Source organism: Bacillus sp. YBsi01 (assembly GCF_038406745.1).
GTDB classification, from domain to species: domain Bacteria; phylum Bacillota; class Bacilli; order Bacillales; family Bacillaceae; genus Bacillus; species Bacillus siamensis.
This window is the reverse complement of record NZ_CP151679.1, coordinates 2190132-2206757: the sequence shown is the minus strand read 5'-3', so window position 1 is coordinate 2206757 and position 16626 is coordinate 2190132. Positions and strand designations below refer to the sequence as shown.

The following is a 16626-nucleotide window of genomic DNA, read 5'->3' as shown; positions in this document are numbered from 1 at the left end:
AAAACGGCCTTAGCGTTTTTTTATTTGCAGCATCTCTTTTAAATATGCCTCTGAATCAAAGCCGAGCTCCTCGTCGGCTTCTTTTTTCAGTTCAAGCTGAAGGCGCACGTATTTGTCATATGTCGGACTGAGCTTTTGAAGGAGATCGCTGAAAGGCGAACCCGCCTTAAGCGCAGGCAGATCCGAAGCGGATTCCCCGACCTTGATCAGGTTTTCTCTGTATTCTTCATCTGTCTGCACTCTTTTTACGAGCTGAATGATTGTGTTTTTATGAGTGTCCCAAGTAGCGGGGTCTCTCTCCAAAATCCGCTCGATGAATTGGTCATGCTGGGCTTTGTGCTGCTGGAGCTGAGCCGGATCCTCCTTGCCGACCAGCTGCATGATCGGGTGAGCGGCCGGCACTTCTTCCATATCATCCAATACTTTAATAAGCTCCGCCCATGTCGTTTTTTTCTCATCTGTATCAATAGAAAAGTCGAGGAACGGTTCAAACAGCGCGGCGATAAATTTTCCGAAATCTCCCGGGAACAGTTTTTTTCAGCTGAAGCCCCATATACTTCGGTTCGTCTATTTGGACTTCGCCGATGTCATGTAAAATGGAATCGACATTTTCTGCACCCTCCACGCGTTTGAGCAGCAGTTCGGTGAGTTTCCGTTCCTGCTCAAGCCCTTCAATCTGCCGGCTGAGCTTTTGATGCTGCTGCTGCAGTATCTCATGCAGGCTGCTGCCCTCTAAGAGAAACGCTTTAATATCGCTTACGGACAGTGCCAGCATTCGAAGGGCGGCAATCATTTTCAGTGTATTTACATCCTTTGCGGAATACTCACGGTATCCGTTATCAGGGTTTTTGCTGACGGTAATTAAACCTTCCTGCTCATAATATTTGATGGCTTTTTTCGTGAGACCCGTCTGCCGGGCAGCTTCTTTTATATTCATTCTGCATCACTCCCTGCTTTTATTCTAAACGTGTCTCTAAGGGTCAGGTCAAGAGAGTGCGGGAAATAAGGCGATCCCGCTTTATATTTTAGAAATTTCAGAAAATATAATTGACAACACACCTTTATTGCGATTAATATAACAATATATAATGTTATATAACGTTATATAATAAAAATAAGGAGTGAAGGATTTGAGTCAGGCCACAGCAAAAGTAAATCGTGAGGTTCAAGCTTTCTTGCAGGATTTGAAAGGGAAAACCATTGATCATGTCTTCTTTGTCGCTTGCGGAGGGTCTTCGGCCATTATGTATCCGAGTAAATATGTGTTTGACAGGGAGTCAAAATCAATCAGCTCAGACCTTTACAGCTCAAACGAATTTATTCAGCGCAACCCTGTTCAGCTTGGTGAAAAGTCTCTTGTTATTTTGTGCTCGCATTCGGGAAATACCCCGGAAACAGTTAAAGCTGCCGCGTTTGCAAGGGGCAAAGGCGCACTTACGATTGCGATGACGTATAAACCGGAGTCTCCTTTAGCACAGGAAGCGCAATATGTTGCCCAGTACGATTGGGGTGATGAGGCGCTTGCGATCAATACGAACTATGGCGTTTTGTATCAAATCGTTTTCGGCACCCTGCAAGTTTTAGAAAAAAACACGAAATTTGAGCAGGCCATTGAAGGCTTAGACCAATTACAGGCTGTGTATGAAGGAGCCCTTAAGCAGGAAGCTGACAACGCACAGCAATTCGCAAAAGCTCATGAAAAAGAAAGCATCATTTACACAATGGCAAGCGGTGCAAACTACGGTGTCGCTTACTCCTACAGCATCTGCATTCTCATGGAAATGCAATGGATTCATTCCCACGCCATTCATGCCGGAGAATATTTTCACGGACCATTTGAAATCATTGATGAATCCGTTCCATTTATTATCCTGCTCGGCTTAGACGAAACAAGACCTCTTGAAGAGCGGGCGCTTTCCTTCTCGAAAAAGTATGGCAGAAAGCTCACTGTGCTTGATGCCGCATCTTACGATTTCACTGCAATTGACGATTCAGTTAAAGGCTACCTTGCCCCGCTCGTCCTCAACCGTGTGCTGAGAAGCTACGCAGACGAGCTGGCAGAGGCGAGAAATCATCCTTTATCTCATAGAAGATACATGTGGAAAGTTGAGTATTGATCTGAAAATGAGGAACCATTATGCACTAGACTATAATGTTATATAACATTATAGTCTAGTGTCCAGAGGAGGCCAACCCTTTGAAGAAAATGTTGTTGTTCTTGATCATTGCAGCTGTCAGTATGCTCACCATTGCAGGCTGTTCGAGTCAGAGCAGTTCAGCGGACGGAAAGGTGACATTGAAATTTTTCCACAGATGGCCGAAGGAGCCGGAAAAAAGTTACTTTCAAGAGGTTGTGAAGGAATTTGAAAAAAAGCACCCGGATATCAACATTCAGATTGAATCCGTTTTGAATGACTCCTATAAAGACAAAATTAAGGTTATGCTGGGAACCACCAGTCCTCCAGACATTTACTTCTCTTGGAGCGACGAGTTTGCTTTTAAATTCATCAAAGGCAATAAAGCACTTGATCTCTCGTCCTACTACAAAAATGATACCGATTGGTCATCACAGCTCGTTCAATCGCAAATCACACCATTTACTTATGAAAACAAGCAATATGGCGTGCCGTGGCAAATGGACGCTAAATCATTCTTCTATAATAAAGACATTTTTCAAAAACTGAACCTTAATCCGCCGAAGACATGGGATGAATTAATCGATGTGTCAAAGAAGCTGAAAGCACATGGATACACACCGATCAGCTTCGGCACAAAGGCAACTTGGACAATCTCGCACTATATCGGCACGCTCAATCAGCGGATGGTCGATGAAAAAACCCGGGAAAAGGACTATAACGCCAAAACAGGTGAATTTACCGATGAAGGCTATGTAAAAGCACTTGAAAAGCTTCAGGAGCTGATGCCCTACTTCAATAAACATGTAAACTCCGTCGACCACGAATATGTAAGACAGCAATTTAAGAGCGGAAAGTCGGCGATGATATATGCGGAAACAGCGGAAATCAAGCTGGTTGAACCGGTGAATCTGGGGATGTTCCCATTCCCTGAAATCAGCGGGCAAAAAGGATCCTCAGAAGCGTTAACGGGAGCGCCGGAAGGATTCATGATTTCCTCAAAAACAAAACATCCGAAGGAAGCAGTGGAATTTTTGCAGTTTCTGACGTCGAAGAAAATGGGGGAAAAGCTCGTCAAAGATGTCGGAAAATACAGTGCAGTGCAAGGAACGGCAACTGAAGAAAATTCTACAGCCGTCCAGCGTGAAGCCGTTCAGCATATTGTTGATGCCAAATCAATGGTTCCATGGTTTGATATGGATGTCGATGTTGAAATTGCAGATGCGTACCTAACGAGCGTCCAGCAAATGCTTGGAGGCGACATGACACCGGAGCAGGTGATGAAAGCCGTTCAAAAAGCAGCGAAGCAAGTGAGGGCGCAATCTGAATAAATCAAGAAAAGGTGAAGCTTCGCACCTTTTCTTTTTATAAAGGAGATGAGATATCCTTGGTCAATCAGAATAAAATAATCCCCTATTTGTTTTTGGTGCCCGCTCTCGTTTTTTTACTTTTCGTTTATATCCCGATTTTTGAGAATGTCTTCCTCAGCTTGTTTCAGTGGAGCTCTTTTTCTCCGGAAAAAACGTTTATCGGCTTGAAAAACTATGTGGAACTATTTCATGATCCTGTCTTCTACCAGGCGCTTTCCAATAATGTGCTTTACGCTGTGATCTCCATTGTATGCCAGGTATTTGGCGGTTTGATTTTGGCGGCGGTGCTTGAGGATAAGCTGGTCAGAAAATGGTCGCCGTTTTTTCGCACCGTTTTCTTTTTGCCGGTCGTCATCTCTATGACGGTGATCGCGCTTTTGTTTGATTTTATTTACAACCCTGAGACGGGGCTGTTGAATCAGCTGCTTCAGGCGGCAGGTCTTGATCAGCTGACGAGGGCTTGGCTTGGGGAGGACAGCACGGCTATGCTTTCTGTTATTTTCGTGTCTCAATGGCAATCTGTCGGTTATATTGCGATGCTGTACATTGTGTCGATTCAAAAAATACCGGATGAACTGTATGAAGCGGCCCGGCTTGACGGGGCGGGAAAAATTCAGCAGTTTTTTCACATTACCGTTCCCCAGACGAAAGAGATGTCATTTGTTGCGGTCGTCATGACGCTGACAGGGGCTTTTACGGTATTTAATGAACCGTACATCTTGACAGGCGGCGGGCCGGGAAACGCTTCAGAAGTTTTAAGCACGTTTTTATATAAAAGCGCCTTTACAAAGGATATGATGGGCTATGCCTCAGCGATTGCCACCGTTGTGTTAATCATTACCCTCGTATTGTCGCTCATGCAAATGAAGTTCTTTAAAACCGGAAAGGAGGATTAACAGATGCTGCCCCAGAAGAAGACAGATTCGTTCAGATTGGAGCCTGTGCCTGACCGGCGCATTGAGGAGAAAAGAAAGCCTAGACGAAAATGGTACATCGGAGAAACGTCTGTGTGGGTTTTTCTGTTTCTTTATCTGATTGCGATCGCCTACCCGCTTATATGGATGGTGATGAGCGCTTTTAAAAACTCGGATGATATTTTTGAGCACAGCTGGTCGCTGCCGTCTTCTTGGCATCCGGAGAACTTTGTGTCGGCCTGGAATCAGGGGATTTCTTCTTATTTTATGAACAGTGTCATTGTCACGGCGCTGACGTGTGTGATCACTGTCTTTATCAGTGCATGGGCGGCGTATGGACTTTCCCGTTTTGAGTTTAAAGGAAAAGGATTCTTTTTGGTGTTGTGTCTTGGCGGATTGATGCTGACGCCGCAGGTCAGTCTTGTTCCGCTTTATTCTATTATTCAGTCGCTTGGCCTGTACAATACGTATTGGGCGTTGATCCTCCCGTATGCGGCTTACCGGATTCCATTCACCATCATTTTGATCCGCTCTTATTTTCTTTCTATTTCAAAAGAATTGGAGGAGGCGGCTTATTTAGATGGGTGTTCGAGTTTCGGAGTATTTTTCAGAATTTTCTTACCAATGAGTGTGCCGATCCTGGTCACCTCCGGCATTTTGACGGCTTATCATACGTGGAATGAGTTTATGTTTGCGATTATTTTCATAGATGATGAGAATTTGCGGACCATTCCAGCCGGGCTGATGCAGTTCAGAGACGCGCTGCAGACAGATTGGGGCGTCCTGCTGGCGGGGTTAACGATTTCAGCAGCACCGATTATCATTCTATTTTTATTGATGCAGAAATATTTTGTCCGCGGGATTGCAAGCGGAAGTGTAAAAGGTTAAAGGGGGAAGAGAAATGAAATTGATTGCGGTCGGAGATAACGTTGTCGATTACTATAAGGATCAAGAAACGTTCTACCCGGGAGGAAATGCCTTGAATGTCGCTGTGCTTGCCAAACGGCTCGGGCACGAGGCTTCTTATATCGGAATTGTCGGCAATGACGAAGCTGCGGCACATCTTTTGAACGTACTGAATTTAGAGAAGGTTAATGCGGATTACATCCGCCAAGCGCACGGAGAAAACGGAATGGCGATTGTTACCCTTGATGAACAGGGGGACCGAATTTTTGTCAGGTCAAATAAAGGCGGCATTCAGTCCCGGCTCCGGCTCGTGTTCCAGGAGAAAGATCTCGCCTTTATCAGCGGGCATGATCTGCTGCATACCAGTGTGTACAGCCGGCTTGAGAACGATCTTCCGCAGCTGTGTGGGCTGATCCCGGTCTCTTTTGATTTTTCAACCAATCGGGAGGATGATTATTTGAGAAAGGTCTGTCCTTATGTGACGTATGCGTTTTTCTCAGGAAGCGATTTGAGTGAGTCAGAGTGCGGTGCGCTTGTTGAAAAAGCTCATGGGTACGGAGCCAAATTCGTTTGTCTGACTCGCGGGAGCCAGGGAGCGATCCTGTCTGCGGGAGACCGAATCTATCATCAGCCGATTGTGGAAATTGATATAATAGATACACTTGGAGCGGGAGATTCTTTTATCGCTGGTTTTTTGACTGCCTTTTGTGAGAAGCAGGACATAACGCCTGCTTTGCGCCAAGCGGCGGAAACGGCTGCAAAAACTTGCAGTGTGTACGGGGCTTTCGGCTATGGCCATCCTTATCGCTTGGAGGATGACGGGGGAAGCAGTGAAAAAACGAGAATACTGTAAGCAGTGTCTCGTTTTTTATGCCTATTAAGTGTAGGGGCTGTTGATGGTAAAGGTGACACGGTTTGTGTGCATCAAAAACAATGAGCAGTAGATTGGCTGGTCATTTGATGTAAAAGCCGTTTTATCAATTTCAAACAGCGCATCGCCGATATCGCAATCCAGGTATTTGCTTTCCTCCTGCTGGGCATATACGACATTTAATAGCTTCGTATTGTGAGTCGGAACAACTTGGTATTGCTGTTTCAAAATATCATGCATGGATACGCCGTCAGCAATAAACGTATCAATAGCGGGAAACAGATCCAGCGGATAATGTGTCACTTCAAAGGTGAGCGGCTGGTCATCGTTATATAAAATCCGTTTTAGTTCAACGACAGGGCTCTCGGGATTGATCTGAAGCTTCTCAGCAATGAGGTTTGCCGCCGGAATGATCTCATGGGACAGCACATGGTGCTTCGGTTTTTTTCCGGTTGATTCCATAAATTCCGAGTAGCCGTTTACTGCAATCAGCTCCCGTTTTAATTTAGGGCTTTTAACGAACGTTCCTTTTCCCTGCTGCCTGATCAGATAGCCTTCTTCGACTAAATCAAGAATGGCTTTCCTGACGGTAATGCGGCTGACATTATACTTGCTGCAAAGCTCGTTTTCAGTAGGCAGCTTGGCGGCGGGAGAATACACGCCCTTTTTGATATCATCAGTGATGATTTGTTTCAGCTGAATGTATAAAGGTGTAGAACTTCCATTGTTTAACAAAAGGTAGCCTCCTTTTAACCTGTTATTCATATTATAATGTAATATGACGTTATAATACAAATTCGCATTTATTATTTTAGGAATATAGCAAAAATAGGAATTGATTATTTTAAAAATAACAGAAAGACCGCGTTGTTTCCAGTGACGAAATAACAGATGAAAAGATAGGGGGAATGTCTGATGGCTTCGTTAACATTTGAACATGTCAAAAAATCATATCACTCACAATTAACGGTGAAGGACTTTGATTTAAATGTAAAGGATAAGGAGCTTTTGGTGCTGGTGGGGCCGTCAGGATGCGGAAAATCGACCACGCTGCGGATGGTGGCGGGACTGGAAAGCATCTCTGCAGGAAACCTTCTCATTGATGGGGAGCGGGTCAATGATCTCCCTCCGAAAGAACGTAATATCGCGATGGTATTCCAAAACTATGCGCTTTATCCGCATATGACGGTTTTTGATAATATGGCGTTCGGATTAAAGCTCAGAAAGATGTCCAAACAGGAAATTACCGAGCGGGTTCATGCGGCAGCTCAAATTTTAGAGATTGAGCATTTGCTGAAGAGAAAACCGAAGGCGCTCTCCGGCGGGCAGCGGCAAAGGGTGGCGCTGGGCAGATCGATTGTGAGGGAGCCGAAGGTCTTTTTAATGGACGAGCCGCTTTCCAATTTGGATGCGAAGCTGAGAGTGACGATGCGTACAGAAATCAGCAAGCTGCACCAGCGTTTAGAGGCTACCATCATTTATGTCACACATGACCAGACCGAAGCGATGACAATGGGCGATCGGATTGTCGTGATGAATGAAGGAGAAATCCAGCAGGTGGCGAAACCTCATGACATTTATCATTATCCGGCAAATCTGTTTGTCGCAGGTTTCATCGGCTCTCCCGGAATGAACTTTTTGAAAGGCGTCATAGAAGAGCAGCATGGCGAGCTGTTTTTCACAAATCCTTCGATCCGGCTTCACATTCCTGAAGAAAAAGCGAAGCGGCTTAGACAAAAGGGTTACGCCGGAGAACAGATGATTGCCGGCATCCGGCCGGAGCATATCACACATGTGGCAGGGAATGAACAGCTGTTTGATTCAGTGTGTAAAGCAAAGGTGGAAGTGAATGAAAATCTGGGATCGGAGCTGATTGTCCATGTCACAAGCGGGGACGAGCGGCTGACGGTGCGCCTGGATGGGAACACGCGAATTGCCGCAGGCGATTCGATTCAGCTGGCAGTGAAAATGGATCACGCCGTCTTTTTCGATGCGGAGACGGAAGAGGCTGTGTATTAGGAAAGGTGCTCCTGAAAAGGCATCTTCAGCTTGAGCAAATTGCAGGAAAGCATCATAAAACAATTTCTAAGTGATCTTACGCTGGCATATCTAGCCCGGTACTGTCTCTATTCCAAAATCAGCACCGCTAGACAGCCAGCCTGTAAATATCTCTGTTTTTGATTTCTCCTTGAAGAAAACGACATGAAGATCATCATTCGCTTACCCGCCCGGACATACCCATAACGGTTAAGATCCCGCGCGGAGTATGAGGAGTTTTAAGAGAAGAAATACTCAATAAAGAACGTGGTATAGCGGCCGTCCTTTTCAGCGAATTAATTATCCCGTAATCACAGCTGCCCTGCTGATTTTAAGTCTTTCACTTGCCGTTACATTTATTTTTCGGTTTGGACCTGACACAACTATATTAAACACTTTTTTGATTTGATTACCTGTTGCTAACGAGGAACCACCAAATTTGACTACCTTCATATCTACATCTCCTAATATTTTATTATAGCTCTTTTGCTAATAACAATTTATATAAAATGAATGCCACAAGTATTCTGTAATTAACTTGTGGCATTCATTATTACAATAAAGTAGTATTATTTATCTCGCAAAAATATAAATTTACCGCATATGTCCTCTATAACCGATGAAAATCCAGGTAAGAAGGACTTAAAGAAGCCCATACAATGATGCGCCTCTCTATATTCTTGATTTTCCATTAATATAATATGTGCCTTTTTTAAATTGTAGTGCGGTATACCAGGAAATAAGTGATGAACAAGATGGTAATTATCATGATGTGGATGCAAGATAAATCTTTCGATAGGATTACCAAGTGTGTTTCTACTTGAATAGAGGGGATGATCAGTTTTTAAACCTGAGTGCTCTGCCATTTCCGCCCAATATCTAATGATTTGAAATGTTGTTAATAATGGTACAAACCAAAATAACAATAACTCTAACCATAGATTAAATACAGCAATAACTACTAAAATAGTTGCCCAAAAACCGAGGCGTGCGATACGTTCGCTCAATGGCTCTTCTTTTGAGAAAAGATTAACTTTTAATGTTCCAAATATATACTTAGGTACATGTAATAATGTTAATGGTTTAATAATATGATTAATTAAGAATGTGCTCATTTTTTTCTGTGGTTTATCTAACCCCATTAACTCATATCGTTTGGTATCTGGGTCTTTCTGAGGATCCCATAAGAAACGGTGATGTAGTACATGTGACTTACAGTACGTTGTAAAAGAAGTGAATATAGGAAAGGCTATAAAAAAGCAAGTAACCCATTTATTTAAGTGTTTATTCTTAAATAACATTTTATGACTTGCTTCATGCATGAGATTGTCAAAACCTCTCATTCTACTTCCAATCAAGGTAATACTTAATAGGTATATCCAAATATTAGGGGTTTTCATAGATAAATAAATCGAACTGCTTATCACGCCCCAATTAAAGAAGATACATAAGAAGTTATACCAGTTATTTTTCTTGTAAAGTTTGGTTAATTTTTTTCTAGTTTCTTGTGAAAAGATAGAGTTCACTGAAGACATGACTTTTCCTCCGTTATTAATTAGAATAGGGAGCCGAATGGCACCCTATTATTTATATTAATTTGTTACTAAATTTGCTTGATTTAATGCATTTTCTAAATCAGCTTGGATATCTTCAACTTCCTCAATTCCAACTGAAAGTCTAAGCATTCCATCTGTAATTCCACCTTTTTCTCTTTCCTCACGAGGTAATAAATTGTGAGTCATAGAAGCAGGGTGTGTAATGGTGCTTGAATAACCACCAAGACTAACAGCCATCTTATTAAGTTTCACGTTAGATATAAGTGAAAGACCCGAGTTCATTCCACCTTTTACCTCGAAGCAAACCATTCCCCCCCCACCAGTCATTTGACGAGCGGCTATATCATGTTGTTTGTGACTTTTAAGGAATGGATAATATACCTTATTTACCATAGGGTGATTTTCGAGGAATGTAGCTATTTTCAAAGCATTTTCGTTATGTTTTTGAACTCGCAATCCTAAAGTTCTCACACCGCGGCATAAAAGCCATGCTGCAAAAGGATCTAATTTCGGACCATGGAACGAAAATGCTTTTCTCACTTTGCTCATTAAGTCTTTGTTTCCTGCACAAACTCCAGCTACAACATCAGAGTGACCGCCAATATACTTCGTTGCCGAGTGTAGTACAATATCGGCTCCGAGCTTTAAAGGTTGTTGATTGTATGGTGTTGCAAAAGTGGAATCCACTACAAAGATTGCGTCACTCTGTTCTTTTGTAATCCTAGACACTTCTTGAATGTCTACAAGAGTGATAGTTGGATTTGCTGGTGTTTCTGCATATACAAGTTTTGTATTTGGGTTAATGGCATTCCTATAGTTTTCAATATCCTCTGAACTAATCATTGTAAGTTCAACAGAATGTTGTTTGCATAATTCCTCGATTAATATTTTCGACTCGGAATAACAATTATGTACAGCAACACAATGGTCTCCTGGTTGCAGTAAAGCATGGAATACCATCGATATTGCTGCTAATCCTGAAGAAGTAGATACGGCATCTTCTGCTCCTTCTAATGCAGCTATAATCGCTTCAAACTCCCTTTCATTTCTACTACCCCATCTTCCGTAAAACTCATCCGCATGTATATCTGCTGCTCTACGTGCACCTTCCTCAGTGTTGGGAAATTCAAATGCTGTAGATTGACATATTGGGGGACTCAAATGACCACTCTTATTCCATTCTTCTCCAGAGTGAATACAACTAGTTTGAAAACCTCTATTTTTATTTTCCATTAATAACTCTCCCTTACGAATAATAATTTATTTAAACTTCGAAATAATTAGTGGGATACTCGTTACTTAGTTCAAATTGATATATAATTTGAGCATCACATGTATCTTTTAGTAGATTTGCTAAGTCCTTGATCGCATTTTTCCCTTTTGTAGGTGTTGCGTCAATTTCATCTATAAAGAATATAGAGTTTTTTGTATTTTCAGTAATTTTTGTATACTCAGAATCTCTATAGTTCCAATAGGAACACAACACCTTTTCTTCATCCGCATATACAACAGAGTTCTTAGAAAGAGAAATTGGTTCGCTTGCTCCAATTGGTAAGCAAGTTTCACCTTCCTTCGCAAAACGGAGAGTGATTTTATTTTGAATCTTGTCTAGATCATAACCACCAATACATTTTTGATGTAATAGACTCACAGAGTTATAGGAATCTACAACATTATTAATGCCCAGAAAATTAAAGCCTTTTAAATATCTTCGAAGAATACTTTCAAAAGAACAATGGTATTTACTTGGCTTTAGTCCCATTTCTTTGTATATATTTCTCCATTTTTTCACTTCTTCATTTTCAGTTACATCCTGTTGTTTATAGAGTTCATTTAAGCCGGAAATATAAGGTTCAAAAAAATTAGGATTTATACTTTTCACCTTCAAGTTTTTAACGATAATTCCTGTTAAGTGAATGTCCTTGAATTTTTCTAACATTTCTTTCTCGATAGATAATGTGTAAAGTTTACCCATATGAAAGTTAGTTCTCCCTCTTGATTTTGTTTGTAAATGCTCCATGGAACATATGCAATAAAACTTCAATCCTCCCATTCTGATATTTTTTTCGTTATTACTTGTTTTTCTGTGGTGTTTCATGTGTCAGTTTATCGAGATATGACTAAATTTGTAAATAACAATCGAATACAAGTGTTATTCTAAATTCCCTAGTGTTATAAGTAGTGTTATTGCTCTTCCTTGACTGTTTTTAAATTTTTTTATATGATTGAATTTTTTAGTAGAGTTATGCTCTTTAACCCTAGTTTCGCTAATTAGCGGAACATAAGGTTTTGTGAAGAATTGGACGCCAGTATCCTTTATGAAAATTTCCCATTTATAGGATTTTGCTTCTCCCCCTAACTTATCTTGAATTGCAGACTCAGCAAATGTCACCTAACCTTTTATAAACTTGTATTCCTCAGGGTAGAAGTTTGCCGCCACCCCATATAAAAAGAGTGAACATTTTTAATGTTCACTCATCTTGTAGAGAAAACGATGTTTTTTCTACAAGATTTTTTGTTTTATCCAGTTTCTTTAAATATTCATCAGTTTCAGATGCAGAAAAAGCGCTCCCACATGCCTAGCCCTGCTTGGCTAGGTATGTGGCAATCTTCTTCATGTTCTGGCATACGGCTGTGAGGATAACTTGTTCACTCACATTTCGTTTTCCCCTCAACCTGCAATAGCGAAGTCCATGCAGCTGTTTTGAATCTGCAAAGCTTCGCTCTATTTTTTTTCTTTTTTTATAGAGGGTTTTTCCTGAAACAGACAAGCGATTTTGTTTGACCTTTTCTTTAGGATCTTCCCATACATGCCGGGTGATGACCTTCTGGCGGTTTTTTGATCTTGTGCATTGCGCAAGTAAAGGGCATGCGGAACAGGTTTCAGGATTTGATTTATATGACCGTTAGCCTTTTCGGTCAGTTGTTGAGTATGTAAGTTTTTGCTGGTTCGGGCAAATATAACTGTCATCTTCACTGTCATAATGAAACTTCCATTTTGGAAACAAGCCTCTAGTAGGGTGATATCGTCTATGGGCAATAACGCCAAAAATATGGCGGTCAGCTAATCCTTTACAGATCGGAGTCGTTAAATATCCGGAATCAAGAGCGACGGCTTCTACTTGAAAACCAAATGTGCGATTTGAAGATCCAATCGGTCAAGATAGGGCACAGAATCATGGACATTTCCGGGCGTGACATAGGCATCGGTGATAATGTTGTATTTCATATCCGTTGTGCGGTGATCTAAATAAAAGAAACCCTCCGGTTTGTTTTCACGGTACATATATCCACTTTCAGGATCAGTGGTACTTTGGGGGATCTCTTTTCAGTTTCACCTCCTCTTTGGCGGGTAATGGCTTTTTTCCGTGTTCCTCCCGATCTTCTTGGATGGCTTCATTTAAATCTTTGATATAGTTTTGTGTATCCTGTTCAGACGTTTTTCTTGTGTATTTGTGCTTGTTGGCATTGGCTTTCAGTTGAGTTGAATCGGTGAAAAGTACACGTCCGCCCACCATGTCATGATTGATGGCCTGGCGAACGATCTCATCAAAGATGTCTTGGAAAATAGTTGTATCTTTAAAGCGTGTTCGTCTGTTCCAGCTGATGGTGGAGTAGTGCGGAACTGGGTCATTGATATTCAGTCCCAAAAACCATCTGTACGCCATATTGTAGTAAATTTTTTTCAAGCTGTCTTTCTGAACGGGTACCGTAGAGGTATCCGATAAACATCATTTTGAATAAAATCAGCGGATCAAGTGAGGGCCGGCCTTTGTTTTCGCTGTAGTAAGGTTTCACCTTTTCAATGATGAAAGAGAAGTCTATGTGTTTATCAATTTTACGAAGCAGATGATCCTCTTCGACGAGTTGGTCAAGCAGAACAAATTCGGCTGTGTTTTGAGAAGAGTTTCTTGTGTGGAACATGAGAAAGACACCGTCCTTTTTAGTCTTTCTTTTATTTTATTGCAGGAGAATGGATATTTTAAGGAAAAATAAAGGCTGTCGAGATTTTCTCGACAGCCTGAGTGAACATTTTTAATATTCGCTCTTTTTTGATAATAGGTTACTAAAATATCTATTTTATAATATTAGCCGACTATTCTCTGGAGGAGTAACTGATAAAAATTCTTTTAAGATTCTACATAATTCTATAATTCCTGTCTCTAAAACCTTATCGTTTAGATATGAAAAGCTTAATCTTAAATGATTTGTTTCTGGTTCACCAGAAAAACATACAAAACCTGGTAGGAAAGATAGGTTTTTCTTTTGACATTCTAATAATAACTGTTTGGTATCCCACTTTTCAGGAATAGATATCCAAATATTTAATCCTCCTTTTGGTTCTATCCACTTAACACCTTCAGGCATATGTTTCTTTAACAACTTAATTACTAAATCTCTTCTTATTTTTAATGCAGTTCTTAATTTTTTTATATGATCTTCCATTCTTTTAGATTGAAATAGTGGATATAAAGCTTTTTGTGTTAATAAAGGACTTCCAAGGTCAGCATTCATTTTTGATGATACCAAACGATTAAAAATAGTCCCATCTGCAGTTAGTAATCCTATTCTACAACCAGGAATTAGTGTTTTACTTAATCCTTTTAGATATATAACATTCCCCTTAGTATCCAAACTTTTAATTGGATTTGGCGGTTTTTCATTGTAATAAATTTCACTCCAAGGATCATCTTCAATAATTATAATTTTAAATTCTTGAGCAATTGTTAACAGTTGTTCTCTTCTATCGTCACTAAGAACTATTCCTGTGGGATTGTGGAAATTAGGGATTGTATATATTAATTTAGGATTTTTTGTTTCACATAGTTTAATTAATATGTCTGTTCTTATTCCATTTTTATCTATTGGAACGGGTAAAATTGAGGCTCCTCGCGAACGGAATATGTCTAATGCTGCTGGATAAGTAGGCGCTTCTGCTATAACTACATCTCCTGGACCAATAAATGTCCTTGCTACTAAGTCTATTCCCTGTTGTGTACCGTTTGTAACTAAAATATCCTTTTCGCTAACATTAATTTTTTGTTTCTTTAAAGTTCGTTTCATAGCTATTCTTAAATCTAAGTCTCCCTGAATTGGTCCATATTCTGATAAGATAAGAGGATTTTTTTCTAACATTATATGAATCTCGTTTTCTAGATATCTATTTGGCAAGAGAGAGGGAGCAATAGCTGCTAATGAAAATTGTAAACTATGATCTGACGAATTGTAATGTGTATCAAAATGTGTTCTTGGAAGATAATCTTGTACTGAAAGTTGCCACTTGTATGAACTCCCCGTGTTTTTTGATTTTTCACACTTGATGGAATGCGATTTAACAAAAGTTCCTTTTCCTTGTACTCTTTTGACAAGGTTATTTTGTTCAAGTAGATCATAAGCTTTCACAACTGTAAGAAAACTCACCTCTAAATTTTTGGACATTTCCCTAATTGAAGGCAGACACTCCTCCTCATTTAATATCCCTGACCGTATTCTGTCGGATAGATTTTCGTATATTTGTTGCACAAGGGATATTCTACTATATCTGTTCAATTCAATTTTCAAATTTAATCCCTCCGTAAAACCATCAAGGTGTTATAGTGTTATGTTGACTGTTATTCTAATTATTGGTTTATATTAGGGTCATACCATACAATATAACTTATTTTGAAAATTATAAAAAGGTGGAATTCGTATGTCAGACAGTGCTCTTCAACTTAAACGTTCAGCACAAAGCCAAGAAACTTTTATGGATGGTGTGAAAGCTTGCTTGCCGACTGTGTTTGGTTATCTCAGTATTGGTTTTGCAGCAGGGGTAGTTGCAAAGACAGCTGGTCTAAGTGTTCTAGAAATTGCATTGTTATCCCTATTCCTTTATGCAGGTTCAGGACAATTTGTAACAGCTGGAATGATTTTGGCTGGAAGTGCAATCACTTCCATTCTCTTTTCAATCTTTTTAGTAAATCTACGACATTTGCTATTTAGTGCTTCTTTAGCTCCTTATTGTCGTAAATTTTCCGCTTGGAAAAACTTTGTTATTGGTTCGCAAATTACGGACGAAACATTTGGTGTTGCATCCAATCATCTAGAAAATAGGAAGGAAGCGAGTTTTTCTTGGCTACTCGGATTAAATATAACAGCATATATCAATTGGTTACTTGCTAATGTCCTAGGAGGTATTTTTGGAGGTTTAGTAACAGATACAGAGTCTATAGGGATGGACTTTGCTTTACCTGCGATGTTCGCTGGCCTATTGGTTCTACAGATTTTGAGTAAGACCAATAAAGCTCTCGAAATATCAATAGCTATCTTTACAATTTTTTGTTTGATCGCTGTTAACTATTTAATGCCAGGTATGTGGGCCGTCATGGTGACAACTATTATTGCTTCAACAGTCGGGATGGTGATTAAGAAATGGAATTGAGATTAGATATTTTACTCATTGTTTTAGGTACAGGTATTGTTACATTATTACCTAGAGTAATCCCACTCCTTTTTTTAAGTAAAATAGAGTTGCCTAAATGGTTTTTGAGTTGGCTAAGTTTTGTACCGGTTACTGTTATGACTGCTTTGTTGGGTCAAGAACTTCTTTTTGAAGATGATAATTTTTCACCTCTCTCAAATAATCATGAGTTATTAGGAATCATACCAACTTTTTTAGTTGTTTTATTAACTAAGAGTTTGCTAGGTGCTGTAGTGGCAGGAATGATAACTATTAGTTTACTAAGATATTTTCTATAATTTTAAATATAAAGGAAAGAACAAAAGCGCAAGCGCCTTGATCAGCGTCGCTTATGACCTCGAGGGGCTAGGCGCTGAAGCTGGATGCTAAGCGTTTAT

At 40.3% G+C, this 16626-nt stretch carries 14 protein-coding genes and 2 pseudogenes; 8 read left to right on the top strand and 8 right to left on the bottom strand.

Translation table 11 applies throughout. The features are described from left to right. Nucleotides 1-9: 9 nt before the first annotated feature. Nucleotides 10-937, bottom strand: a pseudogene (locus tag AADZ70_RS10980) (MerR family transcriptional regulator). A 193-nt stretch (nt 938-1130) separates the two neighbouring features. Between AADZ70_RS10980 and frlB the strand changes: the two are divergent. The 5 genes from frlB to AADZ70_RS10955 all read left to right on the top strand — a co-directional run bounded on the left by frlB (nt 1131) and on the right by AADZ70_RS10955 (nt 6178). Continuing rightward, the gene (frlB, locus tag AADZ70_RS10975; protein ID WP_016938024.1) at nt 1131-2117 is read left to right on the top strand and encodes a fructosamine deglycase FrlB; all 987 of its coding nucleotides are present in this window, start codon (nt 1131-1133) and stop codon (nt 2115-2117) included. Nucleotides 2118-2197: 80 nt separating this feature from the next. Further along, nucleotides 2198-3466 carry an ABC transporter substrate-binding protein gene (locus tag AADZ70_RS10970; RefSeq protein ID WP_047477659.1) on the top strand — a complete coding sequence of 423 codons (1269 nt, stop codon included), beginning with the start codon at nt 2198-2200 and terminating at the stop codon, nt 3464-3466. 56 nt (nt 3467-3522) lie between these two features. After that, on the top strand, nt 3523-4401 hold the full coding sequence (locus AADZ70_RS10965) for a sugar ABC transporter permease (RefSeq protein ID WP_016938026.1): 879 nt from the start codon (nt 3523-3525) through the stop codon (nt 4399-4401). Nucleotides 4402-4404: 3 nt separating this feature from the next. Then, nucleotides 4405-5307, top strand: a complete 903-nt coding sequence (locus AADZ70_RS10960; protein WP_016938027.1) for a carbohydrate ABC transporter permease — start codon at nt 4405-4407, stop codon at nt 5305-5307. 13 nt (nt 5308-5320) lie between these two features. Continuing rightward, nucleotides 5321-6178: a fructoselysine 6-kinase gene (locus tag AADZ70_RS10955; RefSeq protein WP_047477661.1), complete on the top strand. Its 858-nt coding sequence runs from the start codon at nt 5321-5323 to the stop codon at nt 6176-6178. A 24-nt stretch (nt 6179-6202) separates the two neighbouring features. Here AADZ70_RS10955 and frlR read toward each other — a convergent pair whose 3' ends face one another. Then, nucleotides 6203-6931 (bottom strand): transcriptional regulator FrlR, encoded by a 729-nt coding sequence (frlR, locus tag AADZ70_RS10950; protein WP_016938029.1) that lies wholly within the window; start codon nt 6929-6931, stop codon nt 6203-6205. Between the two features lie 180 nt (nt 6932-7111). On the opposite strand from frlR, the gene ugpC reads away from it, so the two are divergent. Beyond that, on the top strand, nt 7112-8215 hold the full coding sequence (gene ugpC / locus AADZ70_RS10945) for a sn-glycerol-3-phosphate ABC transporter ATP-binding protein UgpC (RefSeq protein ID WP_342007035.1): 1104 nt from the start codon (nt 7112-7114) through the stop codon (nt 8213-8215). 318 nt (nt 8216-8533) lie between these two features. On the opposite strand, the gene AADZ70_RS10940 is transcribed toward ugpC, so the two are convergent. The 6 genes and pseudogenes from AADZ70_RS10940 to AADZ70_RS10915 form a co-directional block, all read right to left on the bottom strand. After that, complete coding sequence (locus tag AADZ70_RS10940; RefSeq protein WP_342008077.1) at nt 8534-8686, bottom strand: hypothetical protein; 153 nt, start codon at nt 8684-8686, stop codon at nt 8534-8536. 116 nt (nt 8687-8802) lie between these two features. Then, nucleotides 8803-9768 carry a fatty acid desaturase family protein gene (locus AADZ70_RS10935; protein WP_016938032.1) on the bottom strand — a complete coding sequence of 322 codons (966 nt, stop codon included), beginning with the start codon at nt 9766-9768 and terminating at the stop codon, nt 8803-8805. 57 nt (nt 9769-9825) lie between these two features. Then, entirely contained in the window at nt 9826-11022 is a 1197-nt protein-coding gene (locus AADZ70_RS10930; protein ID WP_017696706.1) for an aminotransferase class I/II-fold pyridoxal phosphate-dependent enzyme, read from the bottom strand. Between the two features lie 31 nt (nt 11023-11053). Beyond that, nucleotides 11054-11764: a phenylalanine--tRNA ligase beta subunit-related protein gene (locus AADZ70_RS10925; protein ID WP_045926024.1), complete on the bottom strand. Its 711-nt coding sequence runs from the start codon at nt 11762-11764 to the stop codon at nt 11054-11056. 604 nt (nt 11765-12368) lie between these two features. Beyond that, nucleotides 12369-13713, bottom strand: a pseudogene (locus AADZ70_RS10920) (IS1182 family transposase). 156 nt (nt 13714-13869) lie between these two features. Beyond that, complete coding sequence (locus tag AADZ70_RS10915; protein WP_342007034.1) at nt 13870-15351, bottom strand: PLP-dependent aminotransferase family protein; 1482 nt, start codon at nt 15349-15351, stop codon at nt 13870-13872. A gap of 130 nt (nt 15352-15481) precedes the next feature. On the opposite strand from AADZ70_RS10915, the gene AADZ70_RS10910 reads away from it, so the two are divergent. Both AADZ70_RS10910 and AADZ70_RS10905 read left to right on the top strand, forming a co-directional pair. Next, complete coding sequence (locus tag AADZ70_RS10910; RefSeq protein WP_016938039.1) at nt 15482-16210, top strand: AzlC family ABC transporter permease; 729 nt, start codon at nt 15482-15484, stop codon at nt 16208-16210. Continuing rightward, on the top strand, nt 16201-16527 hold the full coding sequence (locus tag AADZ70_RS10905) for an AzlD domain-containing protein (RefSeq protein WP_342007033.1): 327 nt from the start codon (nt 16201-16203) through the stop codon (nt 16525-16527). Before AADZ70_RS10910 ends, AADZ70_RS10905 begins: the two co-directional genes overlap by 10 nt. Nucleotides 16528-16626 lie beyond the last annotated feature (99 nt).

What these genes read in the sequence shown, in the direction of transcription:
- AADZ70_RS10910 (WP_016938039.1), top strand. Translation starts at nt 15,482, where the DNA reads ATGTCAGACAGTGCTCTTCAACTTAAACGTTCAGCACAAAGCCAAGAA.
- AADZ70_RS10925 (WP_045926024.1), bottom strand. Translation starts at nt 11,764, where the DNA reads ATGGGTAAACTTTACACATTATCTATCGAGAAAGAAATGTTAGAAAAA.
- AADZ70_RS10935 (WP_016938032.1), bottom strand. Translation starts at nt 9,768, where the DNA reads ATGTCTTCAGTGAACTCTATCTTTTCACAAGAAACTAGAAAAAAATTA.
- AADZ70_RS10955 (WP_047477661.1), top strand. Translation starts at nt 5,321, where the DNA reads ATGAAATTGATTGCGGTCGGAGATAACGTTGTCGATTACTATAAGGAT.
- AADZ70_RS10930 (WP_017696706.1), bottom strand. Translation starts at nt 11,022, where the DNA reads ATGGAAAATAAAAATAGAGGTTTTCAAACTAGTTGTATTCACTCTGGA.
- AADZ70_RS10960 (WP_016938027.1), top strand. Translation starts at nt 4,405, where the DNA reads ATGCTGCCCCAGAAGAAGACAGATTCGTTCAGATTGGAGCCTGTGCCT.
- AADZ70_RS10940 (WP_342008077.1), bottom strand. Translation starts at nt 8,686, where the DNA reads ATGAAGGTAGTCAAATTTGGTGGTTCCTCGTTAGCAACAGGTAATCAA.
- AADZ70_RS10905 (WP_342007033.1), top strand. Translation starts at nt 16,201, where the DNA reads ATGGAATTGAGATTAGATATTTTACTCATTGTTTTAGGTACAGGTATT.
- ugpC (WP_342007035.1), top strand. Translation starts at nt 7,112, where the DNA reads ATGGCTTCGTTAACATTTGAACATGTCAAAAAATCATATCACTCACAA.